Below are 22,373 nucleotides of genomic sequence, written 5' to 3' on the forward strand. Positions count from 1 at the left end.
GCCGGAACGACGAACGCTCCGGGCGACTGCGAGAGGTGAGCGCGATGCAGTTCGGGATCTTCACCGTCGGCGACGTGACGCCCGACCCGACCAACGGCCGTACGCCGAGCGAGCACGAGCGGATCAAGGCCATGGTGACCCTCGCGCTCAAGGCCGAGGAGGTCGGCCTGGATGTCTTCGCGACGGGCGAGCACCACAACCCGCCGTTCGTCCCGTCCTCCCCCACCACCATGCTTGGGTACATCGCCGCACGCACCGAGCGCCTGGTCCTGTCCACCTCGACGACCCTGATCACCACCAACGACCCGGTGAAGATCGCCGAGGACTACGCGATGCTCCAGCACCTGGCCGACGGGCGCGTCGACCTGATGATGGGGCGCGGCAACACCGGCCCGGTCTATCCCTGGTTCGGCCAGGACATCCGGCAGGGCATCCCGCTCGCCATCGAGAACTACGGCCTCCTCCACGAACTGTGGAGGACCGAGGTAGTCGACTGGGAGGGCCGCTTCCGCACCCCCCTCCAGGGCTTCACCTCCACCCCGCGCCCGCTGGACGGCGTACCGCCGTTCGTCTGGCACGGCTCGATCCGCTCCCCCGAGATCGCCGAACAGGCCGCCTACTACGGGGACGGCTTCTTCCACAACAACATCTTCTGGCCCAAGGAGCACACCAAGAAGATGGTCGACCTCTACCGGCAGCGGTACGCGCACTACGGCCACGGCACGCCCGAGCAGGCCATCGTCGGGCTCGGCGGCCAGGTCTTCATGCGCCAGAACTCCCAGGACGCAGTACGGGAGTTCCGCCCGTACTTCGACAACGCGCCCGTGTACGGGCACGGTCCGTCCCTGGAGGAGTTCACCGAGCAGACCCCGCTGACCGTCGGCTCCCCGCAGGAGGTCATCGAGCGGACACTGAGCTTCCGCGATTCCGTGGGGGACTACCAGCGCCAGCTCTTCCTGATGGACCACGCCGGTCTGCCGCTGAAGACCGTGCTGGAGCAGCTCGACATCCTCGGCGAGGAGGTCGTACCGGTGCTGCGCAAGGAGTTCGCGAGCCTGCGGCCGGCCGGTGTGCCCGAGACCGCCCCTGCGCACCCCGCCACGACCCGGAAGGAGACCCCGTGAAGCTCGTCGCCGTGTCCGCCGGCCTGAGCAGCCCCTCGTCCACCCGTCTGCTGGCCGACCGGCTCACCGCGTCGGCGGCCGGACGGCTCCGGGACGCCGAGGTGGAGGTCGTCGAACTGCGCGGCCTGGCGCTCGACATCGCCAAGCACCTGGTCACCGGCTTCCCGCCGCCCGCACTGGACCACGCGATCGACACGGTGACCGGCGCGGACGGCCTGATCGCGGTGACGCCCGTGTTCAACGCCTCGTACAGCGGCCTGTTCAAGTCCTTCTTCGACCTGCTCGACCCCGACGCGCTGACCGGCACGCCGGTCCTCCTGGCGGCCACCGGCGGCACCGCCCGCCACTCGCTGGTCCTGGACCACGCGCTGCGGCCGCTCTTCGCCCACCTGCGGGCGCAGGCCGTGCCCACGGCCGTGTACGCGGCGTCCGAGGACTGGGGCTCACCGGGCCGGACCGACAACGGCCTGACCGCCCGGATCGACCGGGCGCCGGGGAGCTGGCCACCCTGATGACGGCCCGCCCCGCACGGGCAACTGCCGGGGCGACCGGCAGGAACGGCGTACCGGACGTCGTGCCCTTCGCCCAGCAACTGGCCCGGCTGGGGGGATGACGTCCGGCGCACCCGGCTCATTCGTGCGTGTAGATGATGTAGAACGCCGCCAGGGCCGAGGACATTGCCACTATCAGGGAGACCACCGCCACCGTGAGGACGCTGTTGCCCGACAGGCCGTAGAGGAAACCGACGCTGAGGCCGCAGAGGAGACCGAATCCGGCCGCCCGAGCCTCGCGTGGCAGGGCGTGGCGGACGCGGAGGTAGCCGTACCACAGGGCGCCGAAGACCACGGCGCTCACCACGGCGAGCACGACCTGCCCACCGGTGAAGGGGCCCTCGCCGCGACGGACGATGACCTCGGCATAGAGGCCGTACAGCACGGCGCACACCGCGAGTACGGCCGTGCTGGACCGGTGTACGGGACGGGCCCGGCGTTCCTCGGTGCGGCGGTGCCGTCCGGGCAGCGTGACGTGTGAGGCCATGGCGCGCTCCTTCCGCTGACCTCCCTCCAGGGCACACCCCCGACCGGCTCCCGGCAAGTGGATCAGCGGGGGCCGGGGACTCCGGCGGGGAAGCCGTGAGAGGGTGTCCGCTTGGCCGTCAACCACCACTCCCCTCTGCTCCGCCGGGCCGCCGCGTGGGCCGCCGGGCTGCTGCTCGTCGCGCCCACCGTGGTCACCGGCTGCCGGCTCTTCGGCACCGACGCCGTCACGCCCGTACCGCAGCTCCTTGCCCTGCTGCCGTGGCTCGCCGTCCCGGCCGGGCTGGCGCTCCTGGTCGCCCTCCCGGCCCGCCGTCCGGTGCCGGCCGTCTGGGCGGGCGCGGTCCTCGCCATGACGCTCTGGTTCGCCCAGCCGTACGGCCCGGACGGCACGCCCGCCCGGGGCCCGGTCGACGGGCGGCTGCGCGTGCTCGCCGCCAACGTCCGGTTCGGCGACGCGACCTCCGAACTGCTCGCCGTCGTCCGGCGCGAGCGCCCCGAGGTGCTCTTCGTCTCCGAGTGCGACCCCACCTGCGCCCGTACCCTCGCCGCCCACTTCGGCTACGGCACCCAGGTCGCCGCCGCCGGGTCCGCGGGGTCCGCCGTCCTCGGCACCCTGCCCCTGACCGCGCAACCCGCCCTGCCCGGCACCACCTTGGGCATGCCCGGCGCCACGGTCCGCGTCGGCGGGCGGGACGTCACGCTCCGGCTCGCCCACCCGATGCCGCCGCTGCCCGGCCGGGTCGGCCTCTGGAAGCACGAGCTGGGCCTGCTGCGCGACTTCGCCGCCGCCCACGGGGACCGCCCGCTCGTGCTCGCCGGCGACTTCAACGCCACCCAGGACCACGCCGCGTTCCGCTCCGTCCTCGACGCCGGCGCCCTGCACGACGCCGCCCGCCTCGGCGGCGCCGCCCGGACCGGTTCCTGGCCGCACGGTGCCACGCTGCCGCCGTACGCGCAGATCGACCATGTCCTGGTCAGCGCCGACTTCTCGGTACGCGGCGTCCGCTTCCTCGACCTGCCCCGCAGCGATCACCGCGCGCTCCTCGTCGACCTCGACCTGCGCGCCCGGCCCTAAGCCCCCGCCGCCGTAAGCCTCCGGCCACCGCAAGCCCCCGCCACCGCAAGCCCCCGGCCACCGCAAGCCCCCGGCCGTACGCCCCCCGGGCGGCTACGCCCGCCCCGCCCGGCGATCACCCCCGATACATTCCGGACGTCATCCTTCCGGGTGCCGTCACCGCACCGCGTCCGCCCGACTACGATGCGCACGACCCACACGTGCCGCCCGAGCCGCGACATGCGCGGCCCCCTCACGCCCCACCGCCATAAGCCGTGCCACACAAGGACATTCGCCATGCGCCGCAGCTCAAGCACAGCTTCCCGCAGGCCTCCCGGGCGGGGGCTCCAGCCCAATGTCCTCGGCACGTTCGACACCGTCGTGATGGCGGTCGCGGGCAGCGCGCCCGCCTACTCACTGGCCGCCACCACCGCCGTCCTCGTCGGAGCCGTCGGCTTCGCCGCGCCCGCCGCGCTGCTGTACTGCGCAATCCCGATGCTCGGCATCGTGCTGGCGTTCAGCCGGCTCGGCCGGATCGACGTCAACGCGGGTGCCAGCTACTCCTGGGTCGGCCGGACCCTCCACCCGGCGCTGGGTTTCCTCTCCGGCTGGGCGCTGATCGTCGCCGCGACGATCTTCATGGTGGCCGGGTCCCTGCCGGCCGGGCAGCTGACCCTGGCGCTCGTCGCCCCGGACCTGGCCGGCCACACCGCGCTCGCCACCGCCGTCGGCGCCGGCTGGTTCCTGATGATGCTGCTGGTGGTGATGGGCGGCGCCCGGCTCACCGTACGGGCCCAACTGCTGATGACCGGCGTCGAGTTGCTGATCCTGCTGCTGTTCATCGCCGGCGTCGTCCTGCACCGGGGCGCCGCCACCGCGTTCGACTGGTCCTGGCTCGGATTCGGTCACTTCGACGGCGCGTCCGGCTTCGCCTCCGGGGCACTCATCGCCGCCTTCTACTACTGGGGCTGGGACGTCACCAGCAACCTGAGCGAGGAGACCCGCGACAGCCGCCGCACCGCCGGGTTCGCGGCGCTCGTCGGCATCGGGGTCGTCTTCCTCCTCTTCGAGGCGTTCACCATCGCCGTCAACGTCGTGCTGTCGGCCGGGCAGATCGGTACCGCCGGCGGGGCGAACGTCCTGGCGCTGCTGGGTGAAGCCGTCTGGCCGGGAGTCGGCGGCAAGCTGCTGATCGTCGCGGTGATGCTCTCCAGCGTCGCCACCCTGGAGACCACGCTGATCCAGGTGACCCGCTCGCTGTTCGCGATGGGCCGGGACCGGACGTTGCCGGCCGCCCTGGGCACGGTGCACCGCCGCTGGAACACCCCGCACGTGGCGATCGCCGCGGTGGGGGCGGTGGCGCTGGCGATGTTCGTGGCGGCGACGGCGCTCGGCTCGGTGGGCGACATCCTGGACAGCGCCGTCAGCGCGATGGGGCTCCAGATCGCCTTCTACTACGGCCTGGCGGGCATCGCGGCCGTGGTGGCCTACCGGGGCCTGCTGCTGCGGTCCGTGCGCGACTTCGTCCTGGGCGGCGCCTGGCCGCTGGCCGGCGCGGCGTTCATGTTCTGGATCTTCTTCGAGTCGCTGGGCGGGCTGACCGGCACGACGGTCGCGATCGGCCTGGGCGGGCTGGGCGCCGGTGTCGTACCGATGCTCTGGTACTGGCGCAAGGGCAGTTGCTACTACCGGCCCGCCCGGCTGGACGCGGCACGCGCGATGGCCGCGGCCGGACCGTACGACCCACCGCGTCAGGAGGACCGGGCCGAGGGGAACGAAACGCTGGCGACCGACTTCTGACAGCACGACGGGTTCACACGCCGCGCTCCGACGGGGGACAGGGAATTGGCCGTACGCCGCCGCAACCGCCGCTCCACACGTTTCGCACCGGACTTCGACCCGGACTTCGGGGACCGGGCGCTGACCGACGCCCGGCACGACATCGTCATCGGCCGCTGGCAGGGTGTCCGCGACCTGCTGCGCGACACCGGCGACGACTGGCCCTGCCGCACCCACCGGCTGCGGCTGCTGGCCCACGCTGCGGCCGGCAGCTCCGCCGTCGAGGCGTGGCGGGCCGCGGAGCCGGACCATCCGGACGCGGCGGTACTGCGGGCGGCGACCGAGGTGGTGCGGGTGTTCAACCAGGCCATCGCGGCCGGCCGGGGCGCGGCGGTGGACCGGGGACGGCTGGACGTCGCGGTCATGGCCTGCCTGGGCGCCGCCGACGCGCGGCCGGCCGACCCCATGCCGTGGGTGTCGCTGCTGACGGTGGCGCGGCTGTACGAGGGCGGCGTGGGGCGTGCGGAGCTGCGCCGCTGGTGGGACGAGCTGCGGCGGCGCGACCCGCACAACCTGGAGGGCCATGTGCAGCTGCTGCGGTACTGGTCGGCCCGGTGGCACGGCACGCACGGCTCGATGTACGACTTCGCGCGGGACGCGGCGGGGGCGGCGCCGCCCGGTTCGCCGCTGCCGGTGCTGGTGCAGATCGCGCGGGTGGAGGAGTACCGGTACATCGCGGACGCGGCGCGGGGCCGGGGTCCGGTGCGGGGCTTCGACCAGCACTGGAAGCACGAGCTGGCGGCGACGGAGGTGCGCCGGACGTGGGAGCGGTGGGTTGGCGACCGGTCGCCGGGACAGGCCCGGCCGGAGGAGGTCGAGCCGCTGAACTACCTGACGCACGCCGCGTGTCACGCCGGGCTGCGCGAGGTGTACGGGGAACTGTTCGGGCTGCTGGGGGCGCGCGCGTCCTGGGTGCCGTGGTCGTTCACGGGCGAGCCGGCGGAACAGTTCGCGAGGTGGCGCGGGGACGGCCGCGCCACCTCGTGACCGCGCGCGTCAGACGCCGATGTCGCGGCCGTCCTTGCGGTAGACGGCGACCACCGACGGGCGCACGATCCGGCCCGGGCCGTCGGGCCAGTGCGACGCCGGCGTGTCGACCGTCGCCCCGTCGACCTCGCCGGGGTGCTGCACGGCGACGAGGACGCGGCGCTGCTGGATGATTGGGCCGCAGGTCTCGGCGCCGGTCGGCACGGTCAGGAACTGCTTCAGCTCACCGCGCCGCTCGCCCTGCGTCGCGACCCCGAACAGGCCGTCGTGCGAGCCGAGCTGGTTGCCGTCCGTGGAGATCCACAGGTTGCCGTACGGGTCGAAGGCCACGTTGTCGGGGCAGGAGATGGGGCTGACCTTCTCCTTGGGGTAGCCCGCGAAGTACGTCGCCGGGTCCTCCGGGTCGCCCGCGACGAGGAACAGCCGCCAGGCGAAGCCGTCGGACGCCGGGTCGTCCCAGTGCTCGGCGAGCTCCAGGATCTGGCCGTGCTTGTTGTTGTTGCGGGGGTTGGCCTCGTCCGCGGCGGCCTTGCCCGCCGCGCCGCGGTCCTTGTTGTTGGTGAGGGCGACGTACACCCGGCCGGTGCGCGGGGACGGCTCGACGTCCTCGGGGCGGTCCATCTTGGTGGCGCCGACCTTGTCACCGGCGAGGCGGGTGAAGACGTACACCTCCTCGGCGGTCATGCCCGGGACGTGGGAGACGTCGCCGGTGGCGAGCGGGATCCAGTGGCCGCTGCCGTCGAACTCGCCGTCGTTCGGGAGCTTGCCGGTGCCGTCGACGTCCTGCGGGCTGTCGCCGGTGAGCTTGGCGACGTACAGGGTGCCCTCGTCGAGGAGGGTGAGGTTGTGCTCGCGGGCCTTGCGGGAGTGGCCCTTCATCATCCGCTTCGACGAGACGAACTTGTAGAAGTAGTCGAAGCGCTCGTCGTCGCCCATGTAGACGACCGGGCGGCCGTCGGCGGTCAGGCGGGGCTGCGCGGCCTCGTGCTTGAAGCGGCCGAGCGCGGTGCGCTTGCGGGGCGTGGAGTCGGGGTCGTACGGGTCCAGCTCGACGACCCAGCCGAAGCGGTGCGGCTCGTTGGGCTCCTGCTTGACGTCGAAGCGCCTGTCGAACCGCTCCCACTTGCGCTCGGTGGCGCCGGAGCCGATGCCGTAACGCTTGTCCGTGGCGGACGAGCCGTTGGCGAAGTACTGGTTGAAGTTCTCCTCGCCGTGCAGCGTGGTGCCCCACGGGGTGGTGCCGCCGGCGCAGTTGTTGAGCGTGCCGAGGACCGTGCGGCCGGCCGGGTCGGCGCTGGTACGCAGCAGGGCGCCGCCCGCCGCCGGGCCGGTGAGCCGGAACTCGCTGGTCGCGGTGAGGCGGCGGTTGAGCGGGTGGCGCGTGACCGGGGTCAGCCGGCCGTCGCGGTGCTGTTCCTGGACGACGACCACGGAGAGCCCGTGGGCGGCCCAGGCGATCTCGGCCTGCTCGCGGGTCGGGTTCTCGGGGTCGTAGCCCCGGAACATCAGGACTTCGTCGGTGTACTCGTGGTTCGCCACGAGGACCTGGCGGCCGTGCTCGCCCCGGAGCGGCAGCAGCGACAGGAAGTCGTTGTTGTACCCGAACTGCCCGGCCTGGGCCCTGGCGGTCTGCTTGTCCGGGTCGAAGGCGGGCGCGCCACGCAGGATCGGTTCGCCCCAGCGGATCACGACGCTCTGGGCGTACCCGTCCGGCACGGTGACCTTGTCGTCCGTGTTGGGCGCGACGGGCGTGAAGCGCAGGCCCCTGGCGCCGGCGCTCCCGCCCGCCGTGCGGGGCGTGGCGGCGGCCGCCTCCTGGGCCGCCGCGGCCTGGGCGACGACGGCACCGCCGGCCGTGGCTGCGACGGTGACGACGGCGGCGGCCCGCATCATGGAACGGCGCGACAGGGCACCGGCTATGACGTCGCCGACGTACTCGTTGTCGCTGGTGTTGGGCACCTCGTGGAAGCAGGCGTCGCCGCACCGGTAACGGCAGGTGAGGGCGGAACGGCCGCCTCCGTGCGGGTTGGTGCTCAGCAGCGGCAGCAGCTTGCGCACTTCGTCCTCCTCCGGCGCAGCCTGCGCCGACATGGTGTCGGGAATCGGTTCCGCGGCGACGTTAGGCGCGTAGATGTGCAGGTCGGCGGCGGCGGGGTGAACGGTGGATGAATCCGGCGCGTCAGGGGTGGGGTTGACGCGAATGCCCCTTGCCTTTCCACGCCACTCGGGGCGGCTAACCTTACGTGTCCGCCCTGGCCAGGGATGATTCCCCTCAGTACGGACATACACGGCACCCCACATGCGAAAGGCCTCGCCCATGGGCATTCGGAGCTTGCTGCGCAAGGTGTTTGGACGCGACCGTGCGGAGCGCGACGAGATGGCGACCGCCTCCGTCCCGTCCCAGACGGAACGTGCGGTGCCCCAGGAGGAGCCCACGGCGACGGTTCCGTCGCAGACGTCGTCGTCCCCGTCGCCTTCCCCCACGACGTCGCCGGAGCAGACGGCGGCGGACCTGGTCGCGGCGTCGTTCGACAACCCCCCGTCCCCCCGCGCCTCGGTCCCGGCCGCCCGCGAGGCGGAGCACGCCGCCGCACCGGAGACCGGGTCCCCGGAACCGGACGCCCCGGCCGAACCGGAACCCGAGCCCGCCGCGGCCCAGGGAACCGAACCGGCCACCGACCCGGAGCCGGCCACCACCGAGGCCCCGGCGAAGCCCGAGGCCGAGGCGGTCACCGCCGAGGACCCCGCCCCGGCCGCCACAGAGGCACCCGCCGAGGCGGAAGTCGAGCCCGAGCCCGAGGTCGAGCCGACCCCCGCCGAGGCACCCACCGAGCCCGAGCCGACCCCGGAACCGGAAGCCGCCACGGAACCGGAGACCGAGCCGAAGGCCGAAGCCGAGCCGGAAGCCGAAGCCCCGCAGGAGCCGGCGCCCGCCGAGGCGGAAGCCGCCGAAGCCGAGCCCGAGCCCGAGGTCGAACCGACCACCGCCGAAGACCCCACCCCGGCCACCGCCGAGCAGGAAGCCACAGAGGCCCCCGCGGAGCCCGAGGCCGAAACCGAGGCCGAAGCGGAAGCGGAAGCGGAAGAGGCGGCGGAGCTCCAGGCAGCCGAGGCCGCAGCGGAGGAAGCGGCAGAACCCCAGTCGGCGGAGCCGGGCGCCGGGCAGCCGGGGACCGGCAAGTCCGCGTACTCGGCCGCGCGGGTCAGGAGCCGGGCGCCCCAGCTTGCCGAGGCGTACAAGGCGGCCGGTGCCGCGCTGCGCAAGCGCGGGCTCATGGGCGCACGGGCCACCGTGTACCTGGTCCTCGACCGGTCGGGGTCGATGCGTCCGTACTACAAGGACGGCAGCGCGCAGCACCTCGCCGAACAGGCGCTCGCGCTCGCCGCGCACCTCGACGACAGGGCCACCGTCCCGGTCGTCTTCTTCTCGACCGAGATCGACGGCACCGGCGAGGTCACGCTCGACGACGTCGAGGGCAGGATCGAGGCCCTGCACGACTCGCTCGGCCGCATGGGGCGGACCAACTACGACCGGGCCATCCGCGAGGTGCTGGACCTGCACGGGAAGTCGGACGCCTCCGGCCGCCCCGCGCTCGTACTGTTCCAGACGGACGGCGCGCCCGAGTCCAGGACGGCCGCCACCGAGGCGCTGGCCGACGCGGCGGCGAGCCACGCCGACCTGTACTGGCGGTTCGTGGCGTTCGGCGAGGAGGACGCCAAGGCGTTCGACTACCTGCGCAAGCTGGAGGCGCCCAACGCCGGGTTCTTCCACGCGGGCCCGGCGCCGCGCGACGTCCCGCACGCCACGTTCTACCGCGAGGTGCTGGCGGACTGGTCCGTCTAGCCCACGCCCCCCGGGGCCTGGTCGCCCCGCTCCGCCCGCGCCGACACCGGCAGGCGGACGGTCACGACCAGGCCCCCGCCGTCCCGGCCGGTCGCCGTCACCGTGCCGCCGTGCGCGTCCGCGACGACCGCACGATGGACAGCCCGAGTACCGCGCCCGGGCCGTCCGGTCCCGCCCCCGCACCCCGCCTGAAGGGCCCGAAAAGGCCCAGTACGTCCGCTTCCGCGAGCACCGGCCCGGTGTTGTCGACCGCCAGCACGCCCCCGTCCACGGTCACCCGGACCCACCCGCCCGGCACGTTGGACGCGACCGCGTTGGCGACCGGGTTCCGCGCCGGCAGCACCCGGTTGCCCGGCACCACCCCGCCCGTCCTCGACACCTCCACGCCGTGCCGCGCACTCCTCCGCCACAGCGGCTCCTCCGCCGAGACGACGGCGCCATCGGCCTCCACCAGGATCTGGAACACCGCGAGCCCCTTCGGCCACAGGCCGAGGTCACGTGTCCGTGACCCGTCGGCCACCAGCCGCCGCGTGACCTCGTCCCAGTGACGTCTCCCCCTCCCCCTCCGTCCCCCCGCGAAACGAAGGTGAGGGGAGCTTCCGGGGACGGATAGGATTTCGACCATGGCGGCCACTGGATCCGAGAAGCAGGGGGCGAAGGCGTTCTACGTCACGACCCCCATCTACTACGTCAACGACGCTCCTCACCTGGGCCACGCCTACACGACCGTCGCAGGCGACGTGCTCACCCGCTGGCACCGTCAGCGCGGCGAGAAGGTGTGGTACCTCACCGGCACGGACGAGCACGGTCAGAAGATCATGCGCACGGCCGACGCGAACGGGGTGACCCCGCAGGAGTGGTGCGACAAGCTCGTCGAGGAGGCGTGGAAGCCCCTCTGGGAGCACCTGGACATCGCGAACGACGACTTCATCCGTACGACGGAGAAGCGGCACACGGACCGTGTGCAGGAGTTCGTGCAGGACCTGTACGACAAGGGCGAGATCTACAAGGGCGGGTACGAAGGCCCGTACTGCGTCGGCTGCGAGGAGTACAAGCTCCCCGGGGACCTGATCGAGGACGAGCAGGGCACCAAGCTCTGCCCCGTCCACAAGAAGCCGGTGGAGATCCTCAAGGAGGAGAACTACTTCTTCAAGCTCAGCGAGTACGGTCCGAAGCTGCTGGAGTTCTACGCGGCGAACCCGGACTTCATCCAGCCGGAGTCGGCCCGCAACGAGGTCCTGAACTTCGTGAAGCAGGGCCTTCAGGACCTCTCCATCTCCCGGTCCACCTTCGACTGGGGCATCCCGATCCCGTGGGACGACAAGCACGTCATCTACGTGTGGGTCGACGCGCTCCTGAACTACGCGACGGCCGTCGGCTACGGATCGAACCAGGCGAAGTTCGACGAGACGTTCCCGGCGAACGTCCACCTCGTCGGCAAGGACATCCTGCGCTTCCACGCGGTGATCTGGCCGGCCATGCTGATGGCGCAGGGCCTGCCGGTACCCGGCAAGGTGGCGGCCAACGGCTGGCTGATGGTCGGCGGCGAGAAGATGTCGAAGTCGAACCTGACGGGCATCAAGCCGCAGGACCTCACCTCGCACTTCGGCGTGGACGCCTACCGCTGGTACTTCCTGCGCGCGATCGCCTTCGGCAGCGACGGCTCGTTCTCGTGGGAGGACTTCACCGCCCGCTACACCTCCGAGCTGGCCAACGACTACGGCAACCTCGCCTCGCGCGTCGCGGCGATGGTCGGCAAGTACTTCGAGGGCGCCCTCCCGGAGGCCACGGCCGCCGGTGCCGCCGAGCAGGCGGTCCGGGACGGCCTGACCAAGGCGGTCGCCGAGGCCGACCGGAAGATCGGCGAGGAGCTGGACTTCCAGGGCGGCATCCTGGCGATCTTCGACTTCGTGAAGCAGGTCAACGGCTACATCACGGAGCAGGAGCCCTGGAAGGTCGCGAAGGACGACAGCGACGAGGGCCGCGCGCGGCTGGCGACGATCCTCTACACAGCCGCCGAGTCGCTCCGCGCGGTCGCCGTCCTGCTGAACCCGATCATGCCGGACACCTCCCAGAAGCTCTGGGACTCCCTCGGCGCCGAGCCCGTCCTGGGCCCGCTCGCAGCCCAGACGGTCGACTCCGCCGCCACCTGGGGCCTGCTCCCCACCGGCGCCACGGTCACCAAGGGCGCGGTGCTCTTCCCCCGCCTGGAGGAGCCGAAGAAGGACTGACCTCCTTCCTCCCGCACGACCCGGACCGCCGCCCTCCCCGGAGGGCGGCGGTCCTGTCATACGACGCCGTCACGAGCACGGTATCCAGGCCCTCGCGGAACGGAACAGCTCGGCAGCTAGGCCGAAGCGTGACGATCTCGCAGAACACCGAGAACGGCACGGTCACTCGAAGACAGGAAGGCCTGATCCGATGTCGACCCTTATCGTCTGGCTATAGAGCCGCCTCTCCCGGCTTTGACGAGCGCGTCAGACTGGCGATGCAGGACCAGGACTTCTGCATTCGGGCCCTGGCAATCTCAACGCGATACTGCGAACCCTGCACGAGCTGATCGATGCACAAGAGGACGAGCAGCAGGGAAATTGACGCCCGACCTCAGTCCATGACCGTGCCCGGGCCACTCGCGCACGCCCTCGGGAGCCTCCGGCCGCACAAGTCCGACCGGTGCGGCCTGCACACGCCCATGGGAGGCACGGACGGTCTTCGATCCGGGGCATCCCCACACAGCACACAAGACGATTGTTGGCGCGACTTTCTTTCCATGGAGAGGCAACAAATGAGGCCGGTTGGCTTTTTCCGAGAGATGAAACCCGAACCTTCTGCATCATCTTGTGCATCAATTCATGACCATCTTGAGGCCGGCGAACAATAACCAGCAGTCCAAGTAGCTGGATATCTACAATTCGGACACCCTGTGCTGGATATCATGGAGGGTACACACGATGTAGTGAACGGCTCATTCGTGGTGCCTGGGGCTCATCCCTTCTCACCGATGGGCTGCGTGTCTGGCGAACGGACCTCTCCTTCTATGTGGCGAGCTACGCGATCACCCTCCCCGCCTCGTTCTTGAGGTTCGTTCGGGAGCAGGATTTCCGCGTGCCGTCCGTTCAGCACAACGTGCTCGTCTCGGTTGCCGTCGCCGCCTGTCAGTGGTTGGGCTTCCGGATGGACAAGGGCGCGGCACCACGTCGGTCCTCTGATTGATCCTGGCTCCTCGGGTCCCGTCGGGCTCTTTCATGGACCGCATCTACCGGCATCGGGTCCGGAAGCCGCTCGGGCGCGCGATGGGGGCGGAACTACTGGGGTCGCAGTGCGGAGGCGGACGCACCCGACGCCGTCGCGATCGCTTCGTCCAGGACCTCGCGGGAGCGGGTCAGGTCGGTGATGAGGCGGTCGATGCGGGCGCGTTCGCGGGTGAGGTCGGCGACCAGGCGGGGCGTGGCGACCTCGGAGGGGCCGCCGTCCGTGTCGCGCATGCACGGGAGCAGCTGGGCGATCTTCTTGCTGTGGAGGCCCGCCGCGTAGAGCGCCTGGATGCGGATGACGCGGTCCACGGCCCAGTCGCCATAGATCCGCTGGCCGCCCGGAGTGCGGTCGGCCGTCAAGAGGCCCTGCGTCTCGTAGTAGCGGAGCGACCGCTCGCTGACGCCGGTGCGACGGGACAGTTCACCGATCCTCATAACCCACCTCGGTGCCGCGAAGAGGACTTGAACCTGACACTGATGTCAACTCCTACCGTACCCGCATGACGAACACGCCTCAGGAATCCCGCCTGTTCCAGCCCTCCCGGCTCGGCCCTCTGGAATTGCCGAACCGCCTGGTCATGGCGCCGTTGACCCGTAACCGCGCCGGTGCCGACGGGGTGCCTCAGCCGCTCATGGCGGCGTACTACGCGCAGCGCGCGTCAGCCGGGCTGATCATCGCCGAGGCGACCACGCCCAACGCCGTGGGCCAGACGTATCCCAATATCCCCGGCATCCACAGCCCCGCACAGGTGGCCGGCTGGAGGCAGGTCACCGACACGGTGCGTGCCGCGGGCGGCACGATGTTCCTCCAGCTCCAGCACGGCGGCCGGGTCGGCCACCCGGACACCAGCGCGCTGGTGCCGGTCGCGCCGTCCCCGGTGCCGCTCCCCGAGTCCATCCACACCCCGAGCGGGCGCCAGGACGCCGTGGTGCCCAGGGAGATGTCCGTCGACGACATCCGGTCCACCGTGGCCGATTTCGCCACCGCGGCCCGCAACGCCGTCGACGCCGGCTTCGCCGGGGTGGAGGTGCACGCGGCCAACGGGCACCTCCTGCACCAGTTCATGGCCCGGAACACCAACCACCGCACCGATGGCTACGGCGGTTCGGTCGCCGGCCGGATCCGGTTCGTGCGGGAGGTGGTGCGGGCGGTCGCCGCGGCGATCGGTCCGGACCGGGTCGGCCTGCGGATATCCCCGGGGAACACCGTCAACGGCATCGAGGAGGGCGAAACCCAGGCCCTCTACCCGGCGCTCCTCGAAGCTCTGGCGGACGACCGCCTCGCCTACCTGCACACCGTGTTCGCCGATCCCGAAGAACCGCTGTGGCAGCAGCTCCGCAAGACCTGGCCCGGTACGCTGATCGCCAATCCGGCGCTCGGCTGGGGCGGCCCGCTCCCCGCCGACGGCGGCAGGCGGGCGGGCGAACGGCTGCTGGCCGCCGGTGCCGACCTGATCGCCCTCGGCCGGGCCTTCATCTCCAACCCCGACCTGGTCGACCGGCTGCGGACCGGCGCCCCGCTCAACCCGCTCCGGGACGAAGGCTGGATGTACACGGGCGGCGAGAACGGCTACACCGACTACCCCACGCTCGCCGCGTAAAGAGCGCGAAAGACGCGCCCGGACAGGCCCGGACCGCCCGTCATTCAGCCGTTTCCTGGGCATGTCATTGCAGTCGAAAATCCCACCATGTGATGATCTCTCCATGACCGTGAAGGGGGAGGGGTACGGGACGGATGAGCCGCAGCTCGATCCGCCTTCGAGCCTGGCTGAACTGGACGGCGCGCAGGGCGTTCCCCCCGTACCGAAAGTAACGCCGCCTCTCTCCAGCGACATCGACCCGGCGGCAGGACGGCGTGAATTCGCGTCTCTGCTCGGCGAGTTCCGGCGCAGCGCGGTGCTGGTGCCGATCGATCCGTACGGCAGCCTCTGGACCACCGAACACGGCGGGGTCCGCTGGATCTGCGCGTTCTCGCACCAGGAGGCCCTGGCACGGTTCGCGCACGCCCGTGGTGAGGCCGGGCGCGAGTGGACCTACCGGACGGTGCTGGGGGCACGGCTGCTGGATGTGCTGGTGCCGAAGCTGGGTGTGCCGGCGGGTGTGGCACTCGACGCGGGCAGCGAGGACGGGGTGGTGTTCCCGCCGGTCGAGGGCATCGTGCCGGACGCGGCGGTTGTCGAGCTCGGGGGGACGCGGTGAGCGGTACGGATCCTGATCTCGCGGCGTCCAACGCCGGTTTCCGGCTGATCGCGGCTGGCATCGACAAGGCGCACGGGGAGCTCAAGGACCTCGGCATGATCGGCGAGGCGACCGCCGGCCGTGGCTTCTCGGAGCTGTCCCTGTCGGGGCTGGAGTTGGGGCACGCGGGGCTGGCCGCCGGGTTCACGACGTTCTGCGAGCGCTGGGAGTGGGGTGTCCGGGCGCTCATGCAGCGCGGGAACAACTTCGCCGCGGCCATCGGTCTGTCGGCGGGGGCCTTCCACGAGCAGGAGCAGTACGTCAAGGACACCCTGAAGATCGCCGTGAACGGGCTGAACGGCAATCCGCACCTCAGTGAGGACGAGGTCAAGGCCAAGGGCTGGGACGAGATCAAGTCTCAGACGATGTACGACGACCCGGACTACAGCCTGGGGTCGATGGCTGCCGCCCAGGAAAACGTCGAGCAGACGTGGAAGGACACCGGCTACGACCTCGAGGATGCCGCCCTGGACTCGCTGGAGCACGGCGGAGTCCTCGACCCGACGATGCGCGAGGCCATGGACGAGCACTCGCGCGAGAGATTCGATCCCTCCCAGGAGGCGGTCGAGCGTGCCGAGCGACCGGTGTGGGGGAACGAGTAGATGACGGACTGGCTCGGCAAGCTGGGTGACGCCTGGGAGGCCGGCGAGAAGGTCGTCGGCGTAGGCGTCGACAAGGGCACCGATGTGCTCGGAGAGGTGCTGGACCACGTCGGTGCGGAGGGTGTCGCGGACACCGTCACCGACTGGGGCGACAGTGCGGCGTCGGCTCTGGGAGCGGAGGTCGGCGAGAAGCAGCTCGGCCAGAGCGAGGAGCCCGCTGAGCTGATCCACGGGCAGGCGTCCAAGATCACCGCCAGTGCGAAGAACCTGCGCGACTTCAGCGCGGCCTTCAACATGGTCGGCGCCGGCATGAAGGGACTGGACGACGCGCACTGGAAGGGCGAGGCCGCCGACGCCTACCGTGAGACGTTCCAGCTCCTGCCCACCGACTGGCTGCACGCGGCGGACGCCTTCGAGGCCGCAGCGGCGGCCCTCACCGCGTACGCCGCGACGGTGACCGCGGCACAGGGCATGGCCAAGGAGGCGATAGCCCTGTTCAAGCAGGGCATCGAAACGTCCCAGAAGGCCGTCGACGCGCACAACAAGAAGGTCGACGCCTACAACAAGGCCCGCACCAGTGACGCCCCGCTGCCCGAACCCGGCCCGTTCACCGACCCCGGCCAGGCCCAGCGCGACCAGGCCCAGGAAATCCTGGAGAACGCCCGCCGCCAGCGCAACGAGGCCGCCGAGAGAGCCAACCAGATCGTCACCGCGGCCCTCGCCCACGCCCCCGCCGAGAAGTCCGCCATGGAGCGCGCCAAGCTCGGCCTGATGGACCTCGCTCTGGGCAACGGCGTCGAATCGATGCACTTCGTCGGCGGAGCCGTCAAAGGCACGGTCGGGCTCACCAACTTCGTCCGCTCGCTCAACCCGCTCGACGGGTACAACATCACGCACCCGGCCGAGTTCTACGAGAACGTCAACATGACCCTGGCCGGAGTCGTGTCCGGCGTGGCCCATCCCGACCGGGCGCTGAAGGACGCGTGGGAGGGATTCAAGGAGGACCCGCACGAGTTCCTGGGCCGGATGCTCCCCGAGGCGGTCGGCACCAAAGGTGCCGGTGGGCTCAAGTCCCTCGCGCGCAGGGGCGTGGACGACGCGAAGGGCGGGCCCGGCAAGGGCTGGACCGCCCAGGAGAACGACCCGCACGACACGAGCCGCACGCAGGACGACAAAACACTCTCCGAGGACCCCGTCGACATGGCGACGGGCCGGATGGTCCTGCCCCAGACGGACCTCTCCCTGCCCGGCTCCCTGCCCCTTCTCTTCACCCGTACCTTCGAGTCCTCCTACCGCACGGGACGCTGGTTCGGCCCGACCTGGGCAAGCACCGCGGACCAGCGCCTGGAGATCAACGCGGAGGGCATCGTGTTCCTCTGCGAGGACGGCAGTCTGCTGGCCTACCCGCACCCCGCGCCCGGTGTGCCGGTCATGCCCACCCATGGCCGCCGCTGGCCCCTGGACCGCGATCGGGACACCTACACCGTCACCGACCCCGGCTCCGGCCGGGTCTGGCACTTCACGGAGCAGGACCCCGACCTGGCCCTGCTGACCCAGATCGACGACCGCAACGGCCGCTGGATCACCTTCGAGTACGACCAGTCCGGCGCCCCGACCTCGATCGTCCATCATGGTGGCTACCACCTGAAGCTCACCACCGAACAGGGCCGGATCACCGCCCTCCACCTCGCCGGTGCCGCCCCGGACGGCACCGACCGGGAGATCCTCCGCTACGGCTACACGGACGGCCACCTGACCTCCGTCACGAACTCCTCGGGCCGTCCCCTGACCTTCGGCTACGACGAGTACGGCCGGATCACCTCGTGGACGGACACCAACGGCAGTCACTTCGTCTACGTCTACGACGAGCAGCACCGCTGCGTGTATCACTCGGGCTCGAACGGGCATCTGGAATCCCGCTTCACCTGGGACGACACGGACGCCGAGACCGGCCTGCGGCAGACCTCCGTCACCGATGCCCTCGGCCACACCACCCGCTACCTCATCAACGACAGGGTTCAGGTCGTCGCCGAGATCGACCCGCTCGGCGCGGTCGTCCGCTCCGAGTACGACCGCTACAACCGGCTCCTCTCCCGTACGGACGCCCTCGGCCACCTCACGCGCTTCGCCTACGACGAGCAGGGCCGGCTGACCGAGGTGGTCAGACCCGACGGGCGCCCGATGTCGGCCGAGTACAACACGCTGGGTCTGCCGGTACGGGTGCGCCGCACGGACGGGACGGTGGTACGCCAGACGTACGACGAGAGGGGCAACCGCACGTCGGTCACCGACGCGACGGGCGCCACCACCGCGTTCGTCTACGACGCGGCCGGCCACCTCACGACGATCACCGACGCGCTCGGCCACTCGACCGTCGTACGGTGCGATCGGGCCGGCCTGCCCCTCGCGGTCACCGACCCGCTCGGTGCGACCGTCCATTACGAGCGCGACGCCTTCGGCCGCCCGGTCACCATCACCGACCCGCTGGGCTCGGTGACCCGCCTGGAGTGGACCGTCGAGGGCAAACCGGCCCGGCGTACCGAACCGGACGGCACCGAGCAGTCGTGGACGTACGACGGCGAGGGCAACTGCCTGTCGCACACGGACGCGATGGGCGGGGTTACCCGGTTCGAGTACACGGACTTCGACCTCCTGACGGCCCGAACCGGCCCGGACGGTGTGCGTTACGAGTTCTCGTACGACCCGAACCTGAGGCTGACCCGGGTAACCAACCCGCAGGGCCTCACGTGGGACTACACCTACGACCCGGCCGGCCGTCTCACCTCCGAAACGGACTTCGACGGCCGGACGCTGGGCTACGTGTACGACGCGGCGGGCCGACTGATCTCCCGCACGAACGGGCTCGGGCAGACGGTCCGGCTCGAACACGACGCCCTCGGCCGGATCGTCCGCAAGGACGCCGAGGGTGCCGTCACCACCTTCGAGTACGACGTCTTCGACGAACTGGCCGTGGCGACGAACCCCGATGCGAGGCTGGAGCGCATCCGGGACCGCTACGGCCGTCTGAGGTCGGAGACGGTCAACGGACAGACGCTGTCGTACACGTATGACGAGGCGGGCCGCCGGGTGGGGAGGACAACACCGGGCGGATCGGCCAGCACGTGGTCCTACGACGCGGCGGGGCGCAGGACCGGACTTACCGCGTCGGGCCGGGAACTCGCCTTCACCTTCGACGCGCTGGGCCGGGAGGTCGAGCGTACGGTCTCGGACTTCGTCTCGCTGTCGTCGTCCTATGACGCGGTGAGCCGGCTGACGGCCCAGGAGGTCACCTCACGGAGCGGCCGTCTCCAGCACCGGGCGTACGGCTACCGCCCCGACGGTGGGTTGGTCTCTGTCACGGACGGCCTCTCAGGCACACGCGACTTCGACCTCGACGGGGCGGGCCGGGTCACGGCGGTGCGGGCGGACCGATGGACGGAGCGGTACGCGTACGACGAGGCGGGCAACCAGACAGAGGCGGCCTGGCCTTCCGCGCACCCGGCCCACGCCGCGACAGGCCCGCGTGACTACGAGGGCACCCGCATCACCCGCGCGGGCGGCGTCCGCTACGAGCACGACAGCCAGGGCCGGATCGTCCTGCGCCAGAAGACCCGTCTGTCCCGGAAGCCGGACACCTGGCGCTACGCGTGGGACGCGGAGGACCGCCTGACGTCGGTGACGACACCGGACGGCACGGTCTGGCACTACGCGTACGACCCTCTGGGCCGCCGAATATCCAAGCAATCGGCGCTGGAAACGGTCCACTTCACCTGGGACGGCAGCACCCTCTGCGAGCAGACGACCGCGAACGTCGTGCTGACCTGGGACCATGCGGGCCTGCGCCCCCTGACCCAGACGGAACGCCGCACCGATACGGACGACGAACGCTTCTTCGCCATCGTCACCGACCTCATCGGCACCCCGAAGGAACTCGTCGACGAATCGGGCGACCTGGCGTGGCACACCCGCACGACGCTCTGGGGCACGACGACCTGGAACCGCGACGCCACGGCGTACACCCCACTCCGCTTCCCGGGCCAGTACTACGACCCGGAATCGGGCCTCCACTACAACTACTTCCGCTACTACGACCCGGAATCGGCCCGGTACCTGAGCCAGGATCCACTGGGCCTCGTCCCAGCCCCAAACTCAGCGACTTATGTCGATAACCCGCAAACATGGAGCGACCCCCTTGGGCTGGGCCCCTGTCCGCCCCGGATCGAGGGTGGAGGCTGGGATCTTCGCGGCGATGTGAACCCGCTGGACGTCATCCCGAAGGACGCCGTACAGGAACCCTGGAAGGCAATACCTGGCGGTGTCGAGCACGGCATCAAGTGGAAATGGACGGACGATATAACGGGTAAGACGGTGCGTATGCGTGTCCACGGGCCCGACCTCGGCCCGCACGCTGGGCCAAATGCCAGCAGCGGCCCCATCTACCGGATTCAGATAGGGCACCAATTTCAAGACGAGGCAGGCAACCTCTACCACGCCAAGATCGGAAACCCAAACAGTCCAAACTATAATGAGACAGCAATCAACGATACCCACATCCCGTGGCCCAGCCACCTGCCGATACCGTACCCGCACTGATCCAGAACTAGGACAGATGGAAAGCAAGTACTACGTCGAGTTCCTTCGGGAGCTGCTGAGTCCAGATGAAGAAGTGCGCACAGAGGCCAGCGACCGCGTTCAGGATTTCGTAAACCTGCTCAACAGCACCCAGGCCAGAGTACTGGGGGACTTGATCGCCATGCTTACCCCGCACGAGGATTCCCGAGTGGCCCTAGAGGCTCTTCTGCACGCGTTGAGTGACCTCGATGGGTGTGGGAAGCTGGAAGGCGTCGATCTCTCACCCCTGAAGGAGATCCCGGATTCCGCAATCCAGGTGGAACACCGCGAATACATGGAGGACTTTGACCCACGCATCGGGGCAGGTGACGGGATGGACGAATGATTTCGACGTCTCCGAAAGTCAGCTCGCATTGCGTAGCCTCGGCGAGGTACTGGCTTGGCAAACCAGTCGACGGGAGGAGAACGTTTTGGACCGTGCGGACCATTCCGGCCCTTCGCCAGTAGCAACGAGCCACTTGTCCACGACCTCCTCGCGGAGCCGATGTTCGGCTCGCAGAGGCGGGCTGCCCCAGCTCGGTCAGCGTGCCCGATGCAAGCGAGAAGATATTGGTCGCCGGATGCGGGGCTCGGCAGGGAACATGACTATGTGATCCCAGCCCGGGCGCGGCTGCCGCGCGGAGGGGCGGGGGCATGTGCAGGTGCGGTCAGTTGCCCGCGGCGTACGGGACGAAACTCGACCAGGCGGTCGGGGTGAGGGCGAGGTGGGGGCCGTCCGGGCACTTGGAGTCGCGGATGTGGACCGTGCCGGGGGTGGTGGCGACCTCGACGCAGGAGTCGCCCTCGCTGCTGCTGCTGTAGCTGCTCTTGAACCACGCCAGTCCGGTGCCGTCCCCGGACGAGGTCTTGCGGATCATGTCTCTCCCAGCAGTTGCTCAATGAAGGCTCGCGACTCGCGGGGAGTGAGAGCCTGGGCCCTGATGATGCCGTAGCGCAACTCCAGGATATGGAGCTGTTTCCCCTCGGTCACGGGTCGGCCGTTGGCCACGGCGGGTGAGCGTCCGACGGCCGAACCATCGCCGAACTTCAGCATCTCGATACCGCCCGCCAGCCCTGCGTGTTCCTCACGGTCCATCGGCATCACCTGTAGCTCGACGTTTCGCATCTCGGCCACCTCCAGCAGGTGTGCCAGCTGGGTACGCAGCAGCGGCCTTCCGCCCAGCGGGCGCCGGAGCGTCCACTCCTCCAGGACGAAGCCCATCTCCGGCGCCGGGTCCCGCTCGAAGACGGACTTGCGGGCCATCCGACCGGCCACCATCCGCTCCACCTCGTCCTGCGAGTACGCCGGCCGCCGCATGAGGAGCAGCCCGCGTGCGTACTGCGGTGTTTGCAGCAGCCCGTGGATGTTGAGCGGGTCGTACAGCTGGAGCTCCACCGCCCGGGCCTCCGACTGGGCCAGTTCCCGGACCTTCTTCGGGTACCGGACCTTCGCCACGTCCTCCTTCATGGCCGAGAGCAGCCCGCCCGCCCCCAGGACCTCGTCCGCCTTGTCCAGGAACTCGGGCCGGGGAATCCGTTTCCCGCCCTCGATCTTGTAGACGAGGTCCTCGCCGTAACCGACGGCCACCCCGAAGTCGGGGGCGCGCATGCCGACCGCTTCCCTCCGCAGTTTCACCTGCCGCCCCACCGTGGCGATGACGGCCACGCCCCAGTCGTCGTCCGGGTCCACCTCCCAACCCGGCTCGTCCGCCTCGTCCTTGAGCCGTCGCGTTCCGGTTCCGCCGTCCACCGACATGCCCCGCACCTTTCCGTCCGCGCA

Annotated in this window: 17 protein-coding genes and 1 pseudogene; 12 read left to right on the forward strand and 6 right to left on the reverse strand. The window is 70.5% G+C overall.

Annotation, left to right across the window (positions count from 1 at the left end; translation table 11 throughout):
- The first annotated feature begins 44 nt into the window (after positions 1–44).
- Together AC07DW_RS04955 and AC07DW_RS04960 are read left to right on the forward strand one after the other, a co-directional pair.
- Positions 45–1,124 (forward strand): LLM class flavin-dependent oxidoreductase, encoded by a 1,080-nt coding sequence (locus tag AC07DW_RS04955; protein ID WP_478856207.1) that lies wholly within the window; start codon positions 45–47, stop codon positions 1,122–1,124.
- Positions 1,121–1,737: pseudogene (locus AC07DW_RS04960) on the forward strand (FMN reductase). Before AC07DW_RS04955 ends, AC07DW_RS04960 begins: the two are co-directional and overlap by 4 nt.
- 17 nt (positions 1,738–1,754) lie before the next feature.
- On the opposite strand, the gene AC07DW_RS04965 reads toward AC07DW_RS04960, so the two are convergent.
- Positions 1,755–2,162 carry a hypothetical protein gene (locus AC07DW_RS04965; RefSeq protein ID WP_478856208.1) on the reverse strand — a complete coding sequence of 136 codons (408 nt, stop codon included), beginning with the start codon at positions 2,160–2,162 and terminating at the stop codon, positions 1,755–1,757.
- A 111-nt stretch (positions 2,163–2,273) separates the two neighbouring features.
- Here AC07DW_RS04965 and AC07DW_RS04970 point away from each other — a divergent pair, with 111 nt between their 5' ends.
- From AC07DW_RS04970 to AC07DW_RS04980, 3 genes are all read left to right on the forward strand, one after another.
- Positions 2,274–3,239, forward strand: coding sequence for an endonuclease/exonuclease/phosphatase family protein (locus tag AC07DW_RS04970; protein ID WP_478856209.1), 966 nt, complete (start codon positions 2,274–2,276; stop codon positions 3,237–3,239).
- A 276-nt stretch (positions 3,240–3,515) separates the two neighbouring features.
- Entirely contained in the window at positions 3,516–5,018 is a 1,503-nt protein-coding gene (locus AC07DW_RS04975) for an APC family permease (RefSeq protein WP_478856210.1), read from the forward strand.
- 45 nt (positions 5,019–5,063) lie between these two features.
- Positions 5,064–6,044, forward strand: a complete 981-nt coding sequence (locus tag AC07DW_RS04980; protein WP_478856211.1) for a hypothetical protein — start codon at positions 5,064–5,066, stop codon at positions 6,042–6,044.
- A 9-nt stretch (positions 6,045–6,053) separates the two neighbouring features.
- Here AC07DW_RS04980 and AC07DW_RS04985 read toward each other — a convergent pair whose 3' ends face one another.
- On the reverse strand, positions 6,054–8,102 hold the full coding sequence (locus AC07DW_RS04985) for a PhoX family protein (protein ID WP_478856381.1): 2,049 nt from the start codon (positions 8,100–8,102) through the stop codon (positions 6,054–6,056).
- Between the two features lie 259 nt (positions 8,103–8,361).
- Between AC07DW_RS04985 and AC07DW_RS04990 the strand changes: the two genes are divergently transcribed.
- Positions 8,362–9,888 (forward strand): VWA domain-containing protein, encoded by a 1,527-nt coding sequence (locus AC07DW_RS04990; RefSeq protein ID WP_478856212.1) that lies wholly within the window; start codon positions 8,362–8,364, stop codon positions 9,886–9,888.
- 97 nt (positions 9,889–9,985) lie between these two features.
- Here the strand turns inward: AC07DW_RS04990 and AC07DW_RS04995 are convergent, their stop codons facing one another.
- Positions 9,986–10,354 (reverse strand): ATP-binding protein, encoded by a 369-nt coding sequence (locus AC07DW_RS04995; RefSeq protein ID WP_478856213.1) that lies wholly within the window; start codon positions 10,352–10,354, stop codon positions 9,986–9,988.
- Between the two features lie 157 nt (positions 10,355–10,511).
- Between AC07DW_RS04995 and metG the strand changes: the two genes are divergently transcribed.
- Positions 10,512–12,119, forward strand: coding sequence for a methionine--tRNA ligase (gene metG / locus AC07DW_RS05000; RefSeq protein WP_478856214.1), 1,608 nt, complete (start codon positions 10,512–10,514; stop codon positions 12,117–12,119).
- A 1,074-nt stretch (positions 12,120–13,193) separates the two neighbouring features.
- On the opposite strand, the gene AC07DW_RS05005 is transcribed toward metG, so the two are convergent.
- Positions 13,194–13,577, reverse strand: coding sequence for a MerR family transcriptional regulator (locus AC07DW_RS05005; protein WP_478856215.1), 384 nt, complete (start codon positions 13,575–13,577; stop codon positions 13,194–13,196).
- A 65-nt stretch (positions 13,578–13,642) separates the two neighbouring features.
- On the opposite strand from AC07DW_RS05005, the gene AC07DW_RS05010 reads away from it, so the two are divergent.
- The 5 genes from AC07DW_RS05010 (at position 13,643) to AC07DW_RS05030 (ending at position 20,939) form a co-directional block, all read left to right on the forward strand.
- A complete protein-coding gene (locus AC07DW_RS05010; protein WP_478856216.1) occupies positions 13,643–14,743 on the forward strand; it encodes an alkene reductase in 1,101 nt (366 codons plus the stop codon).
- Between the two features lie 103 nt (positions 14,744–14,846).
- Positions 14,847–15,341, forward strand: a complete 495-nt coding sequence (locus tag AC07DW_RS05015) for an SseB family protein (protein WP_478856217.1) — start codon at positions 14,847–14,849, stop codon at positions 15,339–15,341.
- Positions 15,338–15,982, forward strand: a complete 645-nt coding sequence (locus AC07DW_RS05020) for a hypothetical protein (RefSeq protein WP_478856218.1) — start codon at positions 15,338–15,340, stop codon at positions 15,980–15,982. The genes AC07DW_RS05015 and AC07DW_RS05020 overlap by 4 nt, the downstream gene beginning before the upstream one ends.
- Positions 15,983–20,575 (forward strand): putative T7SS-secreted protein, encoded by a 4,593-nt coding sequence (locus AC07DW_RS05025; RefSeq protein WP_478856219.1) that lies wholly within the window; start codon positions 15,983–15,985, stop codon positions 20,573–20,575. It abuts the gene before it with no gap.
- A 16-nt stretch (positions 20,576–20,591) separates the two neighbouring features.
- The gene (locus AC07DW_RS05030) at positions 20,592–20,939 is read left to right on the forward strand and encodes a hypothetical protein (protein ID WP_472028988.1); all 348 of its coding nucleotides are present in this window, start codon (positions 20,592–20,594) and stop codon (positions 20,937–20,939) included.
- 322 nt (positions 20,940–21,261) lie between these two features.
- Here AC07DW_RS05030 and AC07DW_RS05035 read toward each other — a convergent pair whose 3' ends face one another.
- Together AC07DW_RS05035 and AC07DW_RS05040 are read right to left on the reverse strand one after the other, a co-directional pair.
- A complete protein-coding gene (locus AC07DW_RS05035) occupies positions 21,262–21,471 on the reverse strand; it encodes a DUF397 domain-containing protein (protein WP_478856220.1) in 210 nt (69 codons plus the stop codon).
- Positions 21,468–22,349 carry a helix-turn-helix domain-containing protein gene (locus tag AC07DW_RS05040; protein WP_478856221.1) on the reverse strand — a complete coding sequence of 294 codons (882 nt, stop codon included), beginning with the start codon at positions 22,347–22,349 and terminating at the stop codon, positions 21,468–21,470. Before AC07DW_RS05040 ends, AC07DW_RS05035 begins: the two co-directional genes overlap by 4 nt.
- Between the last annotated feature and the right edge of the window lie 24 nt (positions 22,350–22,373).

This window comes from Streptomyces sp. NPDC045701, assembly GCF_056432045.1.